General features: G+C 45.0%; 20 protein-coding genes. 12 read left to right on the top strand and 8 right to left on the bottom strand.

Features of this window, described 5'->3' with window-relative positions; all coding sequences use genetic code 11:
• Positions 1-54: 54 nt before the first annotated feature.
• Both WD077_07105 and WD077_07100 read right to left on the bottom strand, forming a co-directional pair.
• The gene (locus WD077_07105) at positions 55-2292 is read right to left on the bottom strand and encodes a T9SS type A sorting domain-containing protein (GenBank protein MEX0966989.1); all 2238 of its coding nucleotides are present in this window, start codon (positions 2290-2292) and stop codon (positions 55-57) included.
• A 560-nt stretch (positions 2293-2852) separates the two neighbouring features.
• Complete coding sequence (locus WD077_07100) at positions 2853-4148, bottom strand: DUF5103 domain-containing protein (GenBank protein MEX0966988.1); 1296 nt, start codon at positions 4146-4148, stop codon at positions 2853-2855.
• Between the two features lie 238 nt (positions 4149-4386).
• Between WD077_07100 and WD077_07095 the strand changes: the two genes are divergently transcribed.
• The 8 genes from WD077_07095 to WD077_07060 all read left to right on the top strand — a co-directional run bounded on the left by WD077_07095 (position 4387) and on the right by WD077_07060 (position 11533).
• The gene (locus WD077_07095; GenBank protein MEX0966987.1) at positions 4387-5736 is read left to right on the top strand and encodes a Na(+)-translocating NADH-quinone reductase subunit A; all 1350 of its coding nucleotides are present in this window, start codon (positions 4387-4389) and stop codon (positions 5734-5736) included.
• 22 nt (positions 5737-5758) lie between these two features.
• Positions 5759-6937 (top strand): NADH:ubiquinone reductase (Na(+)-transporting) subunit B, encoded by a 1179-nt coding sequence (locus WD077_07090; protein MEX0966986.1) that lies wholly within the window; start codon positions 5759-5761, stop codon positions 6935-6937.
• Entirely contained in the window at positions 6924-7658 is a 735-nt protein-coding gene (gene nqrC, locus WD077_07085) for an NADH:ubiquinone reductase (Na(+)-transporting) subunit C (GenBank protein MEX0966985.1), read from the top strand. The genes WD077_07090 and nqrC overlap by 14 nt, the downstream gene beginning before the upstream one ends.
• Complete coding sequence (locus WD077_07080; protein MEX0966984.1) at positions 7655-8335, top strand: NADH:ubiquinone reductase (Na(+)-transporting) subunit D; 681 nt, start codon at positions 7655-7657, stop codon at positions 8333-8335. Before nqrC ends, WD077_07080 begins: the two co-directional genes overlap by 4 nt.
• 12 nt (positions 8336-8347) lie before the next feature.
• Positions 8348-8965 carry an NADH:ubiquinone reductase (Na(+)-transporting) subunit E gene (gene nqrE / locus WD077_07075; protein ID MEX0966983.1) on the top strand — a complete coding sequence of 206 codons (618 nt, stop codon included), beginning with the start codon at positions 8348-8350 and terminating at the stop codon, positions 8963-8965.
• A gap of 30 nt (positions 8966-8995) precedes the next feature.
• Entirely contained in the window at positions 8996-10243 is a 1248-nt protein-coding gene (gene nqrF, locus WD077_07070) for an NADH:ubiquinone reductase (Na(+)-transporting) subunit F (GenBank protein MEX0966982.1), read from the top strand.
• A gap of 282 nt (positions 10244-10525) precedes the next feature.
• A complete protein-coding gene (locus WD077_07065; protein ID MEX0966981.1) occupies positions 10526-10981 on the top strand; it encodes a helix-turn-helix domain-containing protein in 456 nt (151 codons plus the stop codon).
• Between the two features lie 123 nt (positions 10982-11104).
• A complete protein-coding gene (locus tag WD077_07060; GenBank protein ID MEX0966980.1) occupies positions 11105-11533 on the top strand; it encodes a PIN domain-containing protein in 429 nt (142 codons plus the stop codon).
• A gap of 92 nt (positions 11534-11625) precedes the next feature.
• On the opposite strand, the gene WD077_07055 is transcribed toward WD077_07060, so the two are convergent.
• From WD077_07055 to WD077_07030, 6 genes are all read right to left on the bottom strand, one after another.
• The gene (locus WD077_07055) at positions 11626-12048 is read right to left on the bottom strand and encodes a DUF5004 domain-containing protein (protein ID MEX0966979.1); all 423 of its coding nucleotides are present in this window, start codon (positions 12046-12048) and stop codon (positions 11626-11628) included.
• A 43-nt stretch (positions 12049-12091) separates the two neighbouring features.
• Positions 12092-13195, bottom strand: a complete 1104-nt coding sequence (locus WD077_07050) for a TIGR03032 family protein (protein ID MEX0966978.1) — start codon at positions 13193-13195, stop codon at positions 12092-12094.
• A 148-nt stretch (positions 13196-13343) separates the two neighbouring features.
• Complete coding sequence (glmS, locus tag WD077_07045) at positions 13344-15182, bottom strand: glutamine--fructose-6-phosphate transaminase (isomerizing) (GenBank protein ID MEX0966977.1); 1839 nt, start codon at positions 15180-15182, stop codon at positions 13344-13346.
• Positions 15183-15193: 11 nt separating this feature from the next.
• The gene (gene aroF, locus WD077_07040; protein ID MEX0966976.1) at positions 15194-16234 is read right to left on the bottom strand and encodes a 3-deoxy-7-phosphoheptulonate synthase; all 1041 of its coding nucleotides are present in this window, start codon (positions 16232-16234) and stop codon (positions 15194-15196) included.
• Between the two features lie 2 nt (positions 16235-16236).
• Positions 16237-17550: a DUF4270 family protein gene (locus tag WD077_07035; protein ID MEX0966975.1), complete on the bottom strand. Its 1314-nt coding sequence runs from the start codon at positions 17548-17550 to the stop codon at positions 16237-16239.
• Complete coding sequence (locus WD077_07030) at positions 17528-18346, bottom strand: glycogen/starch synthase (GenBank protein ID MEX0966974.1); 819 nt, start codon at positions 18344-18346, stop codon at positions 17528-17530. The genes WD077_07035 and WD077_07030 overlap by 23 nt, the downstream gene beginning before the upstream one ends.
• Positions 18347-18422: 76 nt before the next feature.
• Between WD077_07030 and panC the strand changes: the two genes are divergently transcribed.
• Genes panC through rfaE2 form a run of 4 tightly spaced genes read left to right on the top strand, consistent with a single transcriptional unit; the run spans position 18423 to position 21185 of the window.
• Entirely contained in the window at positions 18423-19313 is an 891-nt protein-coding gene (gene panC, locus WD077_07025; GenBank protein MEX0966973.1) for a pantoate--beta-alanine ligase, read from the top strand.
• 3 nt (positions 19314-19316) lie between these two features.
• Positions 19317-19682, top strand: coding sequence for an aspartate 1-decarboxylase (panD, locus tag WD077_07020; protein MEX0966972.1), 366 nt, complete (start codon positions 19317-19319; stop codon positions 19680-19682).
• On the top strand, positions 19679-20707 hold the full coding sequence (locus tag WD077_07015) for a lysylphosphatidylglycerol synthase transmembrane domain-containing protein (GenBank protein MEX0966971.1): 1029 nt from the start codon (positions 19679-19681) through the stop codon (positions 20705-20707). Before panD ends, WD077_07015 begins: the two co-directional genes overlap by 4 nt.
• Positions 20685-21185 carry a D-glycero-beta-D-manno-heptose 1-phosphate adenylyltransferase gene (gene rfaE2, locus WD077_07010; protein ID MEX0966970.1) on the top strand — a complete coding sequence of 167 codons (501 nt, stop codon included), beginning with the start codon at positions 20685-20687 and terminating at the stop codon, positions 21183-21185. Before WD077_07015 ends, rfaE2 begins: the two co-directional genes overlap by 23 nt.
• Positions 21186-21247 lie beyond the last annotated feature (62 nt).

Below are 21247 nucleotides of genomic sequence, written 5' to 3'. Positions count from 1 at the left end.
AAAGCCCGGACTGAATAATCAGTCCGGGCTTTTTCATGTTCAAGAAAAGATCGGTTAGCGAATGATGCTGATCTTTCTGTTCTCTATCTGGTTTCCGGCTCTCACCGTCAGGATGTAATTTCCGTTAGGAATACTTTCCACATTCAGTTTCATGTTGGTGTCATACGTTGACTGATTCAACACCTCTTGTCCGTGAATATTGATCAACCGCACGTCCATCTTCTCATTGTCGCGGTTGTTCATGTTGATGTTCACGCTTCCGCCTTTGGCAGGATTCGGGAAAATATCAATGACAAAGCTGCCGGCAAAATCAACTGCCACTACTCCGGAATAAGCATACTCACCATTGTAGTCAACTTGCCTGAGGCGATAATAGTTAATGCCGGACATTGGCGCATCGTCATGGAAGCGATAGCTCTGGGGAACCATTGTGGTACCGGTGCCTTCTACAAAACCCAGCTTGCTCCATTCCTTCAGGTCGCGACTGCGCTGCACTTCAAAGCCCTTGTTGTTAAGTTCAGAAGCGGTATTCCAATCCAGTTGGACATGATCTTCAACTTTTACAGCAGTGAAAGAGGTGAGTTCCACAGGGAGTGGAGACTGCATGTCACCTACGCCAAAGGGGGTATTGTCGAATATACCCAATGAATCTCTTGAAAGCATGTAAGTATCTGGATACGGACCCGCAACTGCCGCTTCAGGGCCAGCAGGAATATTCCAGCCTCCGCTAAAGAAGAAAGCGATATTAGCCGAATCGCGATTAAAATCTCCCCTCTCATCCGTGTCATTCCATAGCAGTGTTACACGTGTATCATCCGTGTTATCAGTATTTGTTCTGTTCACGATCCAGGAACGGAGAACTGTATTAGAACCAATTGCACTTCCTGTTGGCTGGCCATTATTATAGTCGTTGTAAACATCTCCAATTACACGGGCTTCGTAATGATTTGTTTGACCATTCGAGCCTACTGTTATGTAAATCGGAGTAAACCCGGTACTCGTTCCTAATGGATAAATCACAGAATCTGCATTTTGCACTACTTGTTGCCTTAGATAACCTGTTTGGCCCGTAATAATGTAATTGTCAGGGCCATAACCAATAAATTCAGAGGAACTATTAGGTGCAATCAGAACCTGATTAGAGCTCAAACGCGCTTTGGCTGTTCCGGCAAAAGTGAAATCTTCCTTAAAAATGATCTCGCCTGTTGCTTCAAACGTTTTAATGCCAGAGCCTCCAATTGTAAGATTATAGATGGTATCAAGTGAGGGTATTGACTGATTCCCGGCTCCTGTATATTGCAGTCTTCCAAGAGGACGCATATTTAGCAGCGTAAAAGTTCCGGCCCCAATTTGCTCGGAGTTTAACGTGCCCCTGTTATTAATCCTTACATCCGCATTAAGGATAATCCCATCATGTACGGTCAACATCTGCCAACCGGTAGCAATAAGAGGATCTTGTGAGCCTATTTGAAGTGTGGAGCCAGCTCCTGTAATTGACCATGCACTGTCCAGGACAACTGTATCAGGCGTTGTCGAGTAAGTATTCACTAAATTGAACCGCACATTAGATTCGCCAAAACCTGAAGGGCGGATACCCACAACTGCGGTATCCGGATTTGTGTCCCAATTGGATGTATCTTGAACATCTCCTGTTCCATCATAATAATAATCTATTGGAGAAAAATAAACCGTAATCTCAACTCCGTCCACATAAGGACTTGCCGTCTTTCCTCCGGTAGTATCAGCACGCACAGAAATACCTATTCCAAAATTACTACTTTTAAAATCAGCTGCGGTCCATGTAGTACCCCATAAATCAGAAGATCCCCCATAGGTGCGTGTAACAGCAGGGAAAGCTTGTGTATTCCACTCTCCACTTATCTGCTTACTTGTACCGACAAAACTTTGCGATCTAGCGAGAGTAATAGCTGAATCATAGGTATTAGCTCCATTTCCCGCAAGGATTTCAACCTGAATGCCCGTGATCACGGCATTTGACGGGATATCCTTGAACTCATCTGCTGTGTTAAAATTCTTTAACAATAAATATTGCGAATTGTCCCTTGCATTTCCATTGCACGACCCACCTGGTAGATTAACCTGAGCGATTTGTCCATTACCGGATTGAGTCGCTCCAGATGCATTATTCCAAGCCGCACCACAAATAACACTCTCATTATCTCCATTTCCAGCAATGTCAGAAGACAGTGAACTCTGCCCAAATCCCCAAACCGGCACTGCCATCAGCACCGCCATTAAAACTAACTGAATGTAATGTTTTACCTTTTCCATAATTGTTTTCATTAAAAATTTACTTTGTGTGTTAAAAAATTTTTGATAGTGTTCTTTTCCGCCTGCCAGGAATATGTTTTCATGCCTGCTTCAGACAAAGAAGAACGGAAGTTTTCCCTTCTTCACGGCAAAGATATAAAAATCAAATACTTTTAACCACTATCTTACAAATGAAATTTTTTGGGGATAGTTGCAAATAATCTCTCATTTCCATTTGATCCGATTTTGTCCTTATCCCATTTTTATCAAACCTTGAAGCACTAAATGTTAAGAATACAACCATCATTTTAATTTATAATAAACTATATTTAAGATGTTTACCAATTCAATTGTATGAAAATTTAGAACGTCAATAATTTTAACGAAGAAAAGATATGCCGGCCTGAAGAACCCTTTTCCCTGCCCGGATGGGCCCTAAAATGTTTCTAAACTCTTGGTATATTTCAAAAAAATAATAATATAGTTTGGGAAAAAATGATAGAATTTGACATTTGGCAAAGTTCAGAGTTCAACGCAGAACCCAGAACCCGGAACCCAGAACCCAGAACCCGACACGCAGCTCACATTCCGGTGTTTAGGCGGAGGATGCCGGCTAATTCGTCTGTATTGAGGGACAGGGAGCGGTGGTAGACGTAGATGGTGTAATCGTTTTCGGTTTCCCAATAGCTGCCTTCAAAATAGGTTTGGTCTATCGCTGGCAACCTGCCGGGGGTGCCGGGAGGCGCGGAGGGCCGGGCCAATACATATATATAGTTATAGTATCCCTGCTTCAGCAACTGCTCGGAAAAATAGTATCCTGAAGCACTGTCATAGTGCAGTTTGTAGGGTGGCTGCGTTTTCCAGCCGCTCAGCTCTCCATAGAGGTACATATCCGGTTCCTCTTCAGGATATGGATTCTTGAAGCGGAAATAGGTGAGCACGTAATCGCCTTCCACCGCGGGATTGGAAGCTTCCTTCGCGTCTATGATGCGCTTTCCGTTCAGGTCTGCCCGGCTGGAAAAGGAGAAGTATGAACGGTCCTCATCCACATGCAGCCGCGCCACGAACAGGGAATCAAGCGTAAGCTGCTCCACGCCCGTGCCTTTAAAGCGAACCGACCGCAAATCCACCGCCCGGAATTCATTGCCTGCCTCAAATAAATTCTCGAATTCATAATCATATATAAGGAGGTTATCCCTTACAAACTTTGGCTGCAGGTTGCGCAGCTCGCTATCGGGCCGGCCATTCTGCTGCACCACGATGCGTATGTCTCCATAAGGATTGGATACGGACAGATTCTTTAGGTCTACCTCAAAATCCACTTCCTGCATTCGCTTCCTGTATTTAGGATCCAGCGGCTGATGCACGTTTCCTCTGATGCCTACCTGCTGGGCAACCACATAGAACCGCCTCGTCAGCACCACCTCTTCCGGAGAGCCGGATTCATATACCTTTATTATATAGTTGCCGGCAAGCTTCGGCACCATCTGCTCGCTGGGAATTGCTACTTCATAGTTTGTATACTTTACATACGTATTAAAGGAAGGACTGATGTTGATGATATAATCGGAGATCAAACCATCAATATATTGATTCTCCGAAATATTGCTGGGATACCAATTGTAGTCGCAATGGATAAGCGTATATTCAAAATTGCGCTGTTCCGTTCCCATTTCATCGAATGAGAGTTCCAGCCGGTCGCCCGCATTCAGAATTAATATTGGATAAGAGTCTGGTATTCCCTTTTGTCGGAGCATCACGGTATGTATATTTTCATCAAATACATGATCAGAAAATTCAGGATCAGGATTTACTTGTGAGAGCAAACCAAACGGCAGGCTCAGCAGCAGGGAAAGCAGGCAGGAAGTATATTTCATAGATTTCGTTTATCAGGCTCAGGGGTATTGGCAAATGGCTGACCATGCAGCCGCAACCAACGAACGAAACAGGAATTGACTGCAAAGAAGGCAAATTCTTACACGGCATCCGGGCGCCAAAACAGGAAGTGCCGGAAATTAATTGATTTGTTTCCAATACTTCCCCGCTCTTTTCTACTTTTGCACCGATTTTTACGAATGGGTCGTAAAACCTCATTACAGAGCAAACACGGATAGAATGCCGAAAACAATAAGGTTGAAGAAAGGCCACGATATAAGGCTGGTCGGAGAAGCCTACAAGTTCATCGAACAAGCCCCGAGGCCTACAACTTTCGCAATTAAACCCCCGGATTTCCGGGGCATCGTCCCCAAACTTCTTGTGAAGGAAGGCGAGGAAGTAAAAGCGGGTTCGCCATTATTTTATGACAAATATAATGAGCGGGTGCAGTTTACCGCACCGGTGAGCGGAGAAGTGGCTGAGATCAAACGCGGAGCAAAGCGAAAGATCCTGGAGATAAAGATCCTGGCCGATTCCAACAATGACTTCATAGATTTCGGGAGTGGTGATCCGGCCCATCTGTCTCGGGAAGAGATCAAGGATAAAATGCTGGCGAGTGGTGTTTGGCCTTTTTTGCGGCAGCGGCCATTTTCAAAAATTGCCAAATCAGATGAGGTGCCGCGCGATATTTTCATCAGCGGCTTCAATTCAGCACCCCTTGCCCCGGACTACGCTTACATCCTCAAGGACTACGGCCCCGATTTTAAGACCGGCCTGGATGCGATAAAAAAACTTACGGACGGCAAGGTGTACCTCAGTTTGCCTGCCGGTAAGGAAAATCCTGCGGCTTTCGTGAACGCGGACGGAGTGGAGATCAATTATTTTTCCGGGCCTCATCCTTCGGGTAACGTAGGCGTTCAGATCCATCACCTGGCGCCATTGGGGAAAGGCGAGATGGTTTGGTATATTAATCCGCTGGATCTGATCACGATCGGAAAGCTTTTCAATGAAGGCCGCTTTAACGGAGAACGCATCATTGCTATCACCGGCTCGGAAGCTCCCAACAGGAAATATTTCCGCACAACCCTGGGAACCGCTATCGCACCTTTTTCGGCTGAAGAAAAGGAAGAAAAGCGAATCAGGCATATCAGCGGCAATGTACTTACCGGCACTGCAGTAGCGGCCAACAGCTATCTCGGATTTTATGATTACCAGCTCACCATCATTCCGGAGGGCGATGAACCGGAATTTATGGGATGGCTCTTCCCATCTTACCCGCGCCCCACGCTGTCCCGTACTTTTCCCTGGGCTTTTATGGAGGACAAAAAGTATGTGGTAAATACCAATATGCACGGGGAAGAACGTCCGTTCGTGATAACCGGAAAATTCGAAAAAGTAATGCCGATGGATATTTTACCGCTCCAGTTGCTGAAGGCGTGCCTCACGGAAGATCTGGACGCAATGGAAGGTCTTGGCCTCTATGAAGTAGACGAGGAGGACTTTGCGCTGGTAGAATTTATGGATACTTCCAAACTGCCGATTCAGTCAATCATCCGGGACGGCTTGGACCTTATGGAAAAAGAAGGTTAATCAGGACATTTTTTAAAATATCATGATCAAAAAACTCAAACAGCTTACTGAAGAGTACGGGCATCTATTTGAAAAAGACGGAAAGTATTCGCAATTGCATACTACCTACGATGCAATGTATACTTTTCTCTTTGCTCCCGGCCATACCGCCCGCTCTGGCGCACACATCCGGGATGGAATAGACCTGAAACGTACAATGATCACCGTAGTAATTGCGATGATCCCGGCTTTGCTTTTCGGCATGTGGAATACAGGGCACCAGCATTTTCTGGCAATCGGAGAACTTACCGGTTATGGAGAAGGCTTTCTGGATAAAATGCTGTTCGGAGCCATTGAGGTGCTTCCCATCGTAATAGTATCGTACGGAGTAGGGCTTGGTGTGGAATTTCTTTTTGCCACCATTCGTGGCCATCAGGTGAATGAGGGGTACCTGGTAACCGGGATGCTCATTCCTTTGGTGATGCCTTCCACCGTTCCGCTTTGGATGGTAGCCGTAGCGGTAATTTTTGCGGTGGTAATTGGCAAAGAAGTGTTTGGCGGAACAGGGATGAACATCCTCAACGTGGCGCTGATGGCCCGTGCATTTGTCTTTTTTGCTTATCCCGCTTATATGTCGGGAGATACAGTTTGGGTATCGGAAACGCCCGATGGATGGTCAGGTGCCACAGCACTTGCTCAGGCAGCATACGGAGGCGAAGTAACCTATTCGTTCTGGGAAATGTTCCTGGGCGTGGTTCCGGGCTCTATTGGAGAGACCTCCACTTTAATGTGTCTGATCGGTGCCGCGCTTCTCATTTTTACCGGAATCGGGAGTTGGAGGATCATGCTTTCGGTGGTTTTAGGCGCCTTGTTTATGGGAGCGCTCTTTAACGTGATCGGAGCACAATTTCCGGATACCGAATCGCTGGGGATTATCTTTATGCGGGAGGTTCCATTTTATGAGCACCTGGTAATGGGAGGGCTGGCTTTTGGCCTGGTGTATATGGCCACCGATCCTGTTACGGCCGCTCAAACAGACCAGGGAAAATGGTGGTACGGCTTTTTTATCGGTATCCTAACGGTTCTTATCCGGGTGGTAAATCCGGCTTACCCTGAAGGTACCATGTTAGCCATTTTGCTTATGAACGTTTTCGCACCTCTCATTGATTATATTGTTGTTCAACAAAACATAAAAAGGAGGTTAGTCCGTGTCACGAAATAGCACAGCATACCTGATATTCTTCGCTGCGATGGTAACGCTCGTAGCAGGAGTAACCCTGGCAATAACGGCTACGTATCTGAAGCCTGCACAGGATAAGAACGTAGCGCTTGAAAAGAAAAAATTCATTCTTTCTGCCATTAATTTTAAACCGGCTGAAGACACCGATTCTGCTTACGAAGAAGCTTACGCCAAGTACATTACAGGTATAGTGGTGGATAATAATGGTCAAGTAGTGGAAGGCGAAGATGCATTCACAATAAACCCTGTGGAGCAAAATACAATCCTTGCCGAGAATCCTTCAGCACAAGCCAAATTCCCGCTATACCAGTATAAAGGTGAAGATGGCACTACCGCCTACATTATTCCTGTGAATGGGAAAGGGCTTTGGGGTCCGATCTGGGGCTACATTGCGGTAGATGAAAAATACGAATCGGTTTTGGGTGCCCAGTTTGATCACAAGGGCGAGACGCCTGGCCTGGGTGCTGAAATCGGAGGCGATGTTTTTCGCGATAATTTCATTAACAAGAAAATCTACGATGAGGATCAAGAACTGGTTGCCGTTACCGTATTGAAAGGGACGGGCAACAAAGTAGATGAACATAGTGTGGATGGAATTTCCGGAGCAACTATTACCGCGAATGGCGTTTCTGAAATGCTTTTCCGCGATTTAAAGAAATACGAGCCCTACTTTATTAAGTTGAATAAAAACAAAGGAGAATGAGCGATACTGCAACAACCGATGTAAAAGCGCCTGAAGTAAAAACCAGTGAACCGCTTTTCTCAAAGAAGAACAAGCGGCTGCTTTCAGATCCGATGAACGAGAACAACCCGATAACCGTACAGGTATTGGGTATTTGTTCTGCGCTGGCCATTACTATTAAACTGGAGCCGGCCTTTGTAATGGCACTGGCGGTATTGGCCGTCATAGCATGTTCAAATGTCATTATTTCACTGATGAGAAATGCCATTCCATCCCGCGTACGGATCATTGTACAATTGGTGGTGGTAGCTTCTCTCGTAATTATTGTAGATCAGATCCTGAAAGCCTATTACTATGACGTAAGCAAGCAGCTTTCTGTTTTTGTTGGGCTTATCATTACGAACTGTATCATCATGGGCCGCCTGGAAGCTTTCGCAATGGGAAACAAGCCCTGGCCGTCATTTCTTGATGGCATTGGAAACGGACTGGGTTACGGAGCAATCCTTATAATCGTGGCCCTTTTCCGGGAAGTTCTGGGTTCCGGCAGCGTCTTCGATTTTCAAATCATCCCTCAATGGGCTTACGAGGCCGGATATACAAACAATGGATTGATGGTATTTCCGGTAGGCGCCCTCTTTACCGTTGGCCTTATTATCTGGGCTCAACGGGCATGGAACAAACAATACGAAACACATTAAGAGCAAAATACAATGGTAGATCTGGCAGATATTTTCGTCAAGGCGATTTTTGCAGAAAACATGATTTTCGCCTATTTCCTCGGGATGTGTTCCTATCTCGCGGTTTCTAAAAACGTGAAAACAGCAGTAGGACTTGGTGCAGCCGTCATCTTTGTGCTGCTGTTGACGGTACCGGCAAACTGGGCTATTCAGAAGTTCTTTTTGAATCCCGGAGCACTTCGATGGACAGGAATAGAGGCACTTGCTGCGGTTGATCTTAGCTTTCTCAGCTTTATTCTTTATATCGCTGTGATCGCATCCGTGGTTCAGCTAGTAGAGATGGTCGTGGAAAAGTTTTCACCTGCCCTGTATGGTGCATTAGGAATTTTCCTTCCGCTTATTGCTGTGAATTGCTCCATTCTTGGGGGTTCGCTTTTTATGGGCGAGAGAGGTTATGCGTTTACTGAATCCATCGCGTTCAGCCTGGGTTCAGGTATTGGATGGTTTCTGGCCATTGTGGGCATCGCAGCCATCCGCGAAAAAATTCAATACTCTAATGTTCCGCCACCGCTTCGTGGCCTGGGGATAACGTTTATTATCACCGGCCTGATGGGTCTGGCATTCATGAGTTTTCAAGGAATCAGTCTTTAATACTTATCGCTTATGTTATTAGTCGCTGAGATGTTACCGGTTATACTTTCCAGTGTAGCCGTCATTCTTTTCCTCATTCTGTCATTGGCATTGATGATCGTTTATGCCAAGACCAAACTGACGCCAAGCGGGAGCGTCTCCATCGTTGTGAATGGCGATAGTGAAAAACCCATCATTACGCAGCCCGGCACCAATCTGCTTAGCACCTTGTCAGAATCCAAGCTATTTCTGCCCTCAGCCTGTGGCGGTGGCGGAACCTGCGCCATGTGCAAGTGCCAGATTATAGAAGGAGGCGGAGACGTATTACCTACCGAAAAAAACCACCTGACCCGCAAGGAGCAAAATGAACACTGGCGGCTGGCCTGCCAGGTGAAGGTGCGGGAGGATATGCAGATAAAAGTTCCTGAAGAAATTTTCGGGATACAGAAATGGGAATGTGAAGTGGTGAGCAATGAGAATGTGGCTACCTTTATTAAGGATTTCATCGTAAAACTGCCGGAAGGCGAACACCTGGAATTTGAGGCAGGCGGTTATATCCAAATATATATTCCTTCATATAAAATTAAGTTCAGAAAAGATATTGAAGTAGAGGAAAGGTTCCGGGAAGACTGGGATAAGTTCAATTTATGGGATTTAAATGCCAGCAATGATGAGGAGATATTCCGGGCATACTCAATGGCGAACCATCCCGCTGAAGGAAATATCATAAAGCTAAACGTACGAATTGCTTCACCACCCTGGGACAATAAAAAGAACGGCTTCATGGATGTGCCTCCGGGCATCGCGTCTTCCTATATTTTTGCGCTGAAGCCAGGTGATAAAGTCACCGTTTCGGGTCCGTACGGAGAGTTTTTCGTGAAGCCAACAGAAAAGGAAATGTGCTACATTGGAGGAGGTGCCGGTATGGCTCCGCTTCGTTCGCACGTTTTTGATCTGCTGATGAGCAAGAATTCAAAGCGAAAGATATCTTACTGGTATGGCGGCAGGTCATTGCGAGAATTGTTTTACACCGAAGAATTCAGGGAACTGGAAAAAGAGCATCCCAACTTCAGTTATCATATTGCACTTTCAGAGCCGCTGCCTGAAGATAACTGGACCGGATCCGTGGGCTTCATCCATAAAGTCGTCCTGGAAGAATACCTTAGCAAACACCCTGAGCCGGAGGAAATAGAATATTATCTCTGCGGCCCGCCAATGATGCTCCAGGCCGTAATGAAAATGCTGGACGATCTCGGTGTTCCGCCAGAAAATATAGCATTTGATGATTTCGGGAACTGATCTCTGATCATTGATCTAAAGGGTAAAAGCCCCGGCATGAATGCCGGGGCTTTTTTTATTGAATTCTTTTTGAAGCTCATGCCGGAATGCTTACTATTCGAAAAGAATCTTCCCAAAAGATATTTTCTCTGCTGATCACCGATCTGGACTTGACAGCCCTGCTCTTCAGATTGAAACCCTCTTTAATATCAATATTCGGTTTCGGACATTTAGAAACAAAACTTCAAACCGAAAACATCGTTTCGATTATTTCGTTTAATTTGCAAACAAATACACCTTGTTATGGCACATCACCTCGATATACAAAAGCCTTCCAAAGAAGAGCGCAAGACTGCAATGGAGTCTTATGACGCACTTGCAGCCACTATAGCAGCACTCAGGACGGAAAACCCTGAAATTGAAATTGAAGAAACAGAAGAAAAGATTAAGATTCCACTTAAAGCCCTTAAGCTTTTAGCAGAAATTCTTAAAGCCACCAGCCAGGGAAAACCTATTTCGATTGTTCCCATTGCAACAGAAATGACCACTCAGGCTGCCGCTGAGATGTTAGGCTGCTCCAGACCCCATCTTGTAAAACTGCTTGAAGAAGGGCAAATTCCTTACACCAAAGTAGGGAAGCACAGGCGCATTAAATATGATGACATGGAGAAATACAAAAAGAACCTAAAGAAGAAACAGAAGAAACTTCTAATCAATATCATCAAGTCAGATGAAGAAGCCGGACTGTATGATTCATAGCATTCGCTTTACCTGTGTTTTGGATACAAACATTCTTTACCCTGTGGATGTCAGAGATATTTTATTCTGGTTTGCCCATTACGACCTATTCACCCCTAAATGGAGCAGACACATCTTTGATGAATGGGAAGCTCTGATCCAAAAAAGAAGTTTCCCCGGGAGAGAATCATCAAAGCACTGGAAATGGCCCAGTTAGCATTCCCCGATGCGTTGGTTCAGAACTACGAAGGGCTAATTAAGACCTTAGAACTTCCCGATGGTAAGGACTGTCACGTATTGGCAGCTGCCATTAAGATCAATGCAAATATTATTGTCACCAACAATCTCAAAGATTTTCCAGAAGATTACCTTTCTACATTTGGCTTGTCTGCAAAATCGGCTGATGAATTTATCACAGATATTATTGACTTGAACCCCCAAAAAGCCATACTTGCTTTTCGTGAAATGGTCATTAACAGAACAAATCCGGATCTGGATGAATATGAAGCATTGGACATCCTGAGAAAGAGAGGGCTAACAGATTCAGCTAATTATCTCCACACCCTTTTGTAGTCTCCAATTCGAATTCTCATCATTTTGTTACCAGGCATAAAAAAACCCCTGACTGAACATCAGAGGTTTTAAATGATAAATAACCGGAAGAGTTATTCTTTCTCGAATTCATATTCATACCCATCCTCATCTTCCACCCAAAGCTCGTCACTTGTCAGCTTATTTATTTGCCATTCCGTTTCCTCACTATCAACTTCCAATAACAGCGTTTCTTTTTTGTCGTCAAACTCCCATTCGCCATTTACGGAAAACGGGAATGGCATTCCATAATAGGAGATACTGCCGCGCATGGTGAAATCGCCATCCTTCTCAAATTCCATGGAGAGATCAGGTAAGTCAGCCCCAGAAGGTGGATCTGTGGCAACCAACTCCCAGTCTCCGGTTAATCTACCCTTTGGTGTTTTCAGGGTAAAGCCAGGCCCTTCTTCATACTTTTTACATGCCTGGAAATTGAACAAGATGGCAGCCGTGGCTATAGAAGCCAGCGAAACTTTCCTTTGCAGATTGATTTTCATATAAAATAACAGTTTAGAATTGACCGCAAAAGTAGTTTTAGTTTTAGTTATTTTCTGATTCTTTTTCCTGCTTCCTTTCTTTTTTCCAGTAATTCATTCCCGGTGCTGCAATTGAAGATAAATGTATCTCATTCTCAGCACTTAATATCCCCGGCACGCGAACTCCGGGAATCACCTGCACATCATATATTTCCTCCACACCTTCATCATACGTGAGATGGCCGATAATGGACGAAGTTGGCTTGAATATAATGATCACGCCCGCTTTTTCAGCCTTTTCCTTAACCGGCAATTTATTAAAGCTTTTGCTGCCTTTCCGGATTTGTGAAAGTCCAATAAAAATGTACTCGTTATACTCACACATGCCTCTTACAAAACCCGGCAAATCCATTATTTTTTCCTTACCTGTGATGAGATTGTGGATCAGGAGCTGGCCTGTAGCAGAAAGAAGCACATACAAATCGTCTCCGTAAACGCGCGGAGAATGCGGCATCGGTAGTCCGTCCAATATTATTTTGGAAGTAGGAATATGCATCACAACGCCATCCGTGGCAATATTTTCACGCCAACTGTCCTTGTAGTCATTGGTTCCCAGCGCTGAAACGTACATCGGCTCTCCATCCTTTACGGCAAGTCCATTCAGGTGGCAACGATCCTCCGGCCTGAGTTCTGAGATGAAAGGTGGCTGCCAGAGCGGTGTGAAACTATATTCCTGATCAATCCTCGAAATGCAGGAAAACATGGTATTGACTGCAATAAGTCCCTGGTTGGTCCAGTGCAAATCGTGCAGATCCAGCAACCCGGAATAGTAGCTGGCCCTGGGCAGGAACATGGAATCATACAATCCAGGCCGCATCGGAAAGGACCGCGCCAGCTCCGGAACATTTTTCAACACCTCTACATAATTCAGCGTAGCAATGGCCAGCCGGTTTCCATCTATGGCAATGCCCATAGGCTTCTTATAGCTCTTTGGTATCTGCGTTATTTTATTAGGCGTAATTGCTGTAAGGAATATGAGCTTCCCGGCCTGGTAAGTACTGATGGCAATTGAACAGTTGAGCTTATGAAGCAGCTCCGGAACATTTTCAGAATAGCTAAGCCTTATTTTCTTTTTAACAGGAGCTTCTTTTTCGGTTTCTTCTGACATAATATTTGGTAAAAAATTGACGAAAAACTTGGGAACAAAGGTAGATTTTTGATCAGCCCCACTTTTAAGCTTCTATATTCAAAAATTTTGGACACAAAAAAAGCCTCCACGCATGAAGGCTTTTTTTAAATGATTAATTCTCAGATAGCTATTCCACCGTTACTGACTTAGCCAAATTCCTGGGCTGATCCACATTGCAACCGCGCATCACCGCAATATGATAAGCGAGCAACTGCAATGGAATGACAGACAGCAGCGGAGTAAAGACTTCATCCGTTGAAGGTATTTCAATGATATAATCTGACAACTCATTGATGGTAGTGTCGCCCTCAGTAACCACTGAGATGATCCTGCCTTTCCTGGCTTTCACTTCCTGGACGTTGCTCGCCACCTTATCGTAGTTCACCCGGTTTGTGGCCAATACCACTACGGGCATAAACTCATCAATAAGTGCGATAGGTCCGTGTTTCATTTCGGCAGCCGGGTATCCTTCTGCATGAATGTAGCTGATCTCCTTCAGCTTAAGGGCACCTTCAAGGGCCACCGGAAAATTGTATCCCCGCCCCAGATAGAGGAAGTTTGAGGCATCCTTAAATTTATCAGCAATAAACTTAATGCGCTCATCCAGTGCCAGCACTTCTTCCACTTTCCGTGGCAGGCGCTCCAGTTCTGCCACCAATTCCTGATAGCGGCTCAGGGAAAGGGTTCCTCGCTTTCTCGCGGCCAGAAGCGCTAACAGGCTCAGCACCGTAACCTGTGCAGTAAAAGCTTTGGTGGAAGCCACCCCAATTTCCGGTCCTGCGTGGGTATAAACACCAGCGTGTGTGGTGCGCGGGATGGAAGATCCCACTACATTGCAGATGCCGAAAATAGTTGCCCCCTTTTCTTTAGCAAGCTCTATTGCAGCAAGCGTATCAGCCGTTTCACCCGATTGAGAAATGGCAATTACTATATCATCCTCATTAATGATAGGATTGCGATACCGGAATTCTGAGGCATATTCGACTTCTACGGGAATCCTGGCAAGATCCTCAATGAGGTATTCGCTTACTAATCCTGCGTGCCATGAGGTTCCACAGGCCACCACGATGATCCGCTTCGCATTTACAAGTTTTTCCTGGTATTCCTGAAGCCCTCCCAGAACCACCTCATGGGTCTGGCCGTCCAGCCGCCCCCGCATACAGTCCTTTATCGCATCGGGTTGTTCATGGATTTCCTTCAGCATAAAGTGCTCGTAACCACCCTTTTCCAGCGATTCAAGATTAAAATCCAACACATTTACATAAGGTGTTTGAATTTTATTCTCAATGGTTTTGAGCGTAAGTGACTGGCCCTTAATAACTGCAATATCATTGTCGTTCAGGTAAATGACGTTACGTGTATATTCCACGATCGGGGTGGCATCCGAAGCTAGGAAGTATTCTTCATTACCAATCCCGATGACCAGCGGACTTCCCTTGCGTGCTGCTATTACAGTATTCTTATCATTCTTGCAGAGCATCACAATAGCATAAGCGCCAATCACCTTTGTGAGGGCTAAGCGCACAGCCTCCTCAAAAGAGAGGTTTTCATTTTTCTTGATGTCCTCAATGAGGTGAAGCAGGACTTCCGTATCCGTTTCCGAACGGAATACATATCCGCGGTTTATCAGTTCCTTCTTCAGGGAACTGTAATTTTCAATAATTCCATTGTGAATAATGGCGAGGTCGCCATTCTCAGTGATATGAGGATGAGCGTTTATATCATTAGGTTCTCCGTGGGTAGCCCAACGGGTATGACCAATACCAATATTTCCTGAAACGTCCTTTCCTTCGATATGGTCCCTCAGCTCCTGGACCTTACCTGCAATTTTAAATACCTTAATTTGATCATTTTCGAGCAAGGCAATCCCTGCACTGTCATAGCCACGATATTCGAGGCGCTGTAATCCTTTAAGCAAAATATCGGACGCCTGGCGGTTGCCGATATACGCAACAATTCCACACATAGTAGTTAATTTTATTTAGCGAAAATTTTCGTTTTGAGGCTAAGATTCCTGCCGACAGACATTGCGACAGGAGCCAATTTTTGGGTGAGGTGTGTAAACTGCTCTAAATATAATGATTGTGGACCATCTGACAAAGCAGTTGAAGGGTTTGGGTGGATTTCGATCAATAAACCATCACATCCTGCAGCTACAGCTCCCGCAGCGATAGGATTCACGAGTGAGCGAATCCCGCTACCCTGGCTGGGATCAACGAATACCGGCAGATGGCTAAGTTGCTGAACGAGCGGAATAGCAGAAATATCCAGGACGTTGCGAACCGAATCATCAAAAGAACGGATACCGCGTTCGCAGAGAATGACTCGCTCATTGCCTCCGGTAAGAATATATTCAGCCGAAAGCAGCCATTCTGTGATCTTAGCATACATGCCCCTTTTGAGCAGCACTGGCTTATCAATTTTTCCCAATTCTTTGAGAAAATAGTAGTTGTGCATATTGCGGGAGCCTACCTGCAAAATATCGCTGTAGTTGTAAACCTGATCGAGTACGTTAAGATCAATTACTTCCGTTACCACGCGCAGGTCAAATTCATCTGCTGCCTGCCTGATGAACTTCAGCCCCTCCAGCCCTAAGCCCTGAAATGAGTATGGAGAAGTTCGCGGCTTATACGCTCCACCGCGAATGAACTTGATGCCGCTGCGGTGCAGGTGTTCTGCAATCGTAAAGATCTGTTCTTCACTTTCTATGGCGCAAGGCCCGGCTATTATTGTAAGCTCATTGCCCCCTATTTCCTCTCCTTTAACATGAAAAGAAGTTTTTTCTGTTTTCCATTCTCTGCTGGCAAATTTATAGGGAGTAGAAACCGGAATGACGTCCTCTACTCCGGGCATGAGCCTGAGTTCCTCAACCAATGCGGGAGAAAGCTCCTTCTCAAATCCAATCACCTGCCGGCCGTATAGATTGGCAACATGATAATGAGTGTTATGTGCTTGTAAAAAAGCTGTTACATGCTCAATACCTGCTTCCGGGAATCCCTTTTCTATCGAAATGATCACACCTAATTGAGTTTGGTGAATGTGAGCCGGAGCGTTATTTCCGGCTGGCTGCTGTTACCTTTTGCTCTTGCTATTAACCGGTTGGCCTCAAGCGGATTATCCGATTTAACGATCACATAAACACCCCTTGAACTATATGCCGGATCGGACTGCATTTTCATAAATTCTTCCTGCAAATACTGGGTGATGATGAACTGGTACCGGTTTTCTGAAGCGTCATAATTTCCACCGTAATATGTAAAAAGCGCGTCCGGCAGGACAAAGCTCCTGCCGTTCTGATCAATGCCGTATAGCAGCAGTTCTGAAGGTGGTGAAAGTGTATCTCCCTGGCCGGTAATGGCAGGAATGATAACCTGCGCCTGCATCAGCGCAACATTTGTGGATTCATATTCATCCACTAAATCCTTCAAACCAGGAAATTCCAGTTTTATCTTTACGCTGCCATGAGGCTGAGCAAATACCCTATGGAATTGCTGCTGTGGCGCTGCCAACTGATCTGCTACCGGAGTGCCATTGTAATTATGGCTTACACCTGAAATTCTGGCGCTTGATGAATTCACCGGATAAACGACCGAATGGCTGCCACTATCATTGGTATAATTCAATATCAGATCAGAAAAAGGGCTGGTAAGAAGAAATTGGACGATCGCGCCATCTCCTGAAGGGATCCCGGTAGTATCAGGAATTACTGCAAGCCCATTCATAAAGTCCTTAAAATCCTCATTGGTAGAATACTGAGTGGGATCTGTAGGTAGTAATGACGAAGCAAAACTTTGGCTTAAAGGAATATTCAATACGGAATCCGCAGTATTGAAAGCTGTGGTAAGTTCCCCTGCTTCATCCGAAACATGGGAGATGCGCCTTCCTGTAACATAGCTCCTGTTCAGGAAAATTCGCTCATTGAGCTTATACACATTGAGCGTTTGGGGAAACGAAGTATTTCCGACCGAACGGCCATCTTCATTAAGGCGTAACCGCAGTACCGCAGAGGTGGCGACAGGATTTGCCCCGAAATCGTAATCCACTGCGGGGAGTTCTACTTGAAAAAACATGGAATAATGCGTGAGGCCAAAAACCGAATCGTTTAAGGCACCAAAAAGATCTGCTGAGAATTCATCTATTGACAGCGTATCTTCTTTTACAGTAAAGGATCTGACAGTAAAGGTATCTACTGCATCAATATCAAAGTTCTCTTCAGGTGCCTCTTCCAGGAATTCAATATAATCCGGATCCTTACAGGTGCTGAAAAAGAGAAGTGAAAAAAAAGCGATTGCTGCATAGCAGAACCGGGATTTATTCATCAAATAATTCCTCATAAAATTTAGAGTAGCTATCCATTAATTCGTCACTTTCCATATCAGTAGATCTCAACACCGGTTTATCCGTAGCGTTAAGGTATGCCTCTACTTCAGGATCCAGTTTCTCTGCCAGCGTGGTGATGGCATCGGCTGATTTGATTCCGGCCATATAAAGATCCTTACACTCAGGATTTTGCAACATTACATCAAAATCCTTCATCTCCCCGTTGAGACCCGCCTTTTGAGCAAAGCCATCTCCAAGCTTTGTATTGAATCCTTCATCCAGCACCGAAAAAATGAATTTTGCGTTTTTGAAAACCGGCTCGTTCTTGAAATGTGTTTTTGCATAAAACGGTACCAGTGCAGTCATCCAGCCCTGGCAATGAATAACGTCAGGAGACCATCCCAGTTTTTTCATAATCTCCATTACTCCTTTATTAAAGAAGATCATTCGCTCATCATTGTCTTCAAAGAAAGACTGATCATCATCTCCGAGAAAACTTTTACGATGGAAATAATCCTCATTATCTAAAAAGTAAACCTGCATTTTAGCAGAAGGCAATGAAGCAACTTTAATAATCATCGGATTATCAGCTTCTCCCACAGGAATATTAATACCTGACAGCCTGATGACCTCATGAAGACGATGCCTGCGCTCATTGATCTTTCCATACTTTGGCATAAAAACCCTCACCTCCATTCCATCTTCCTGCATCTTCTGTGGCAACGCACGGGCTACCTTTGCATAAGGGGTAATTTTAGCATAAGGCTCCATTTCATGAGTTACAAATAAAATTTTTTTCTTATTTGTCATAATTAATTAGTTGTTTAGCAATCAATTTTAGGGGCATTTTGCCTTTTTGAAAAATCGGTCAAAATTACCGTTTTTAATGTATAATTCGAAATTTAAGAATAGCTTTGCCCCGGCTATGGCAGCGGTTTTCACCCAAAAATTCCCTCTTAAAAATGAACTCGAAAAATTTCGAAAGAAGGGGAAGAAGATTGGATTTGTTCCTACAATGGGTGCGCTCCACCAAGGGCATTTTTCTTTATTGGAAAAGAGCAAAAGGGATAATGATATCACTGTCTGCAGCATTTTCGTAAATCCCACCCAATTCAACAACAGCAAGGATTATATAAATTATCCCAGGAACCCTGAAGCTGACGTTAAGGCGCTGCAAAGGTATCAAATTGACCTCATTTTTTTACCTTCTTCAGAGGAAATGTATTCTGTTGCTGAAGAAACCCTGGATTTTGATGCCGGTAAAATCGCAGAGATCATGGAAGGCAAGTTCCGGCCGGGCCATTTTGCCGGGGTAGCATCAATCGTCCATAAGTTCCTGGAAATCGTAAACCCGGACAGAGCCTATTTTGGCCAGAAGGACTTCCAGCAATACCTTTTGATCCGGAAGCTGGCGAAAGAGAGGAACCCGAATGTAGAGATTGTAGCATGTCCTACTACGCGGAACGAAGCAGGCCTCGCCCTGAGCTCCCGGAACCAGCTTCTGACGCGGGAACAGCAAGATGCAGCCACCGCCATTTATCGTACTTTGACAAAAGCTGGAGAAATGGTGATGGCCGGCAGGGCCATACAGGAGGTAAAGGCCTGGGCTTTGCAGAACCTGGCCCTGGATGAATTGCTGAAACCTGAATACTTCGAGATCGTTAATGCTGAAACGCTTAACGATATAAAATCTAAATCTGAAGCAGAGAAAATATTGATCGCAGCAGCCGTAAGGGCAGGCGAGATTCGGCTTTTGGATAACATTGTGTTAGAATAAAATATGGACAATCGCTTTTATATAGAAGTTCTGAAATCAAAGATCCACCGCGTACAGATTACCGGGGCCGATCTTAATTACATCGGAAGCATAGAACTGGATGAGGACCTGATGGATGCCGCCAATCTTATAGAAAACGAAAAGGTGCAGGTACTCAATTTAAATAATGGCGAACGCTTTGAAACCTACGTAATAAAGGCTGGCAGGGCCACCGGCACCGTTTGCCTCAATGGCCCGGCTGCACGCAAAGGTGAAGTGGGCGATATCCTGATCGTAGTGAGTTACGCCCAAATGGATTTTGAGAAAGCTAAGACATTCAAGCCTTCCATCGTATTTCCGGAAAACGGAAACAAAATTTCCCAGGGTTGAAGAAGTTTTATTCTGCCGCCAAATACCTGTTCCTGCTGGGGATAGGCATTTTCATTTTGTGGCTGGTATTTAAGGGAGTAGACCCTGATGCCATCGCAGACGGTTTTGCCCACGCCAACTATATATGGGTGGCAATTGCCCTGAGTGCAGGAATGCTCAGCCACGTGAGCCGCACGCTCCGCTGGAATATGCTTATCGCTCCACTTGGATTCAGGCCCCGCTTTATAAGTGCATTTGCGGCAATTATGCTTGGCTACCTCGCCAATCTTGCATTGCCACGTATGGGGGAAGTAACGCGCTGCATTGTGCTGAACCGCACCGATAATATCCCGGTCAATAAGCTTTTTGGGACGGTGATCGTAGAACGGATCATTGATCTCATTTCGTTGCTGCTGATCGTAGCATTTACATTTATTATGGAATTCGACCGGCTGAAGAATTTTCTCAGCGAACAGATAGGGGGATCCGTTCAGGAAAAAGGAGATAGCTTTTCTACGCTCCTTTCTCCGCTCAATATTTCCATTGTGGTATTTGTAATCGGAGCAGGCTTATTTCTGCTATATATGATACTCAGGATGAAAAACCCGCCTGCCTTTATCATCAAGATCCGCTCATTGTTCGAGGGTTTTGTTTCCGGCCTCAAAACCATCCGGGCTATGGAGAATAACTGGCTCTTCATTCTGCACACCGTTTTCATCTGGATCATGTATTTCCTGATGAGCTACCTCTGCTTTTTTGCCCTGGATGCCACAGATCATCTTGATCTTCTTGCCGGTTTATCCGTACTTGCCATTGGCAGCCTGGGGTTCATCCTTCCGGTGCAGGGCGGGATCGGAACATTTCACTGGGCCGTACGCGAGGCGCTTGCGATATATGACATTGACAAAACTGACGGACTTGTGCTGGGTACGCTTATCCACGCATCTCAGGCACTTATGATCATATTGTTTGGCGCTATTTGCTTCCTCATCTTTATTTATTTAATAAAAAAGAAAGCTGCTAATGAAGTCCCCAACCTTTCTTAAAGATAAAATTGTAGGATTAGGAGCACTGCAATATTTAGTATCCCAATGGAAGGAGGAGGGGCTGAGGGTCGTTTTTACCAACGGCTGCTTCGATTTGTTGCACCGGGGCCACATTGATTACTTATCCAAGGCTGCCGCCCTTGGCGATAAATTCATCATTGGCCTCAATTCAGACGAGTCGGTATCTGCGCTGAAAGGAGAACACCGCCCCCTTCAGGATGAGGTCAGCCGGGCTATCATCATGTCTGCACTTGCATTTACAGATGCTGTTTGCATTTTTAATGAAGATACGCCTGCCAAAATGATCCGGGCCATAACCCCGCATGTCATGGTGAAGGGAGGCGACTATCAGGTAAGGGAAATTGCGGGTGGAAGCCATATTATGAAAAGTGGTGGCAGTGTAGTAATTCTTCCATTTTTACCGGGATATTCCACTTCAGCCATTGAGCAAAAAATTATTAAAAGCAATCAGCCATAATTTTTTGCTGGCAATCCACTCAGGAGTTGTTTTTTAAATTTGTAAAACTTTTAAAATCGAAA

The sequence above is a fragment of the Bacteroidia bacterium genome (genome assembly GCA_040880525.1).
Classification (GTDB): Bacteria; Bacteroidota; Bacteroidia; order CAILMK01; family JBBDIG01; genus JBBDIG01.
This window is presented reverse-complemented; position numbering and strand designations above follow the sequence as displayed.

Coding starts and splice junctions, on each gene's coding strand:
- WD077_07105 (MEX0966989.1), bottom strand. CDS start 2,292: ATGGAAAAGGTAAAACATTACATTCAGTTAGTTTTAATGGCGGTGCTG.
- WD077_07100 (MEX0966988.1), bottom strand. CDS start 4,148: ATGAAATATACTTCCTGCCTGCTTTCCCTGCTGCTGAGCCTGCCGTTT.
- WD077_07095 (MEX0966987.1), top strand. CDS start 4,387: ATGCCGAAAACAATAAGGTTGAAGAAAGGCCACGATATAAGGCTGGTC.
- WD077_07090 (MEX0966986.1), top strand. CDS start 5,759: ATGATCAAAAAACTCAAACAGCTTACTGAAGAGTACGGGCATCTATTT.
- WD077_07080 (MEX0966984.1), top strand. CDS start 7,655: ATGAGCGATACTGCAACAACCGATGTAAAAGCGCCTGAAGTAAAAACC.
- nqrE (MEX0966983.1), top strand. CDS start 8,348: ATGGTAGATCTGGCAGATATTTTCGTCAAGGCGATTTTTGCAGAAAAC.
- nqrF (MEX0966982.1), top strand. CDS start 8,996: ATGTTACCGGTTATACTTTCCAGTGTAGCCGTCATTCTTTTCCTCATT.
- WD077_07065 (MEX0966981.1), top strand. CDS start 10,526: ATGGCACATCACCTCGATATACAAAAGCCTTCCAAAGAAGAGCGCAAG.
- WD077_07060 (MEX0966980.1), top strand. CDS start 11,105: ATGGGAAGCTCTGATCCAAAAAAGAAGTTTCCCCGGGAGAGAATCATC.
- WD077_07055 (MEX0966979.1), bottom strand. CDS start 12,048: ATGAAAATCAATCTGCAAAGGAAAGTTTCGCTGGCTTCTATAGCCACG.
- WD077_07050 (MEX0966978.1), bottom strand. CDS start 13,195: ATGTCAGAAGAAACCGAAAAAGAAGCTCCTGTTAAAAAGAAAATAAGG.
- glmS (MEX0966977.1), bottom strand. CDS start 15,182: ATGTGTGGAATTGTTGCGTATATCGGCAACCGCCAGGCGTCCGATATT.
- WD077_07035 (MEX0966975.1), bottom strand. CDS start 17,550: ATGAGGAATTATTTGATGAATAAATCCCGGTTCTGCTATGCAGCAATC.
- WD077_07030 (MEX0966974.1), bottom strand. CDS start 18,346: ATGACAAATAAGAAAAAAATTTTATTTGTAACTCATGAAATGGAGCCT.
- panC (MEX0966973.1), top strand. CDS start 18,423: ATGTATAATTCGAAATTTAAGAATAGCTTTGCCCCGGCTATGGCAGCG.
- panD (MEX0966972.1), top strand. CDS start 19,317: ATGGACAATCGCTTTTATATAGAAGTTCTGAAATCAAAGATCCACCGC.
- rfaE2 (MEX0966970.1), top strand. CDS start 20,685: ATGAAGTCCCCAACCTTTCTTAAAGATAAAATTGTAGGATTAGGAGCA.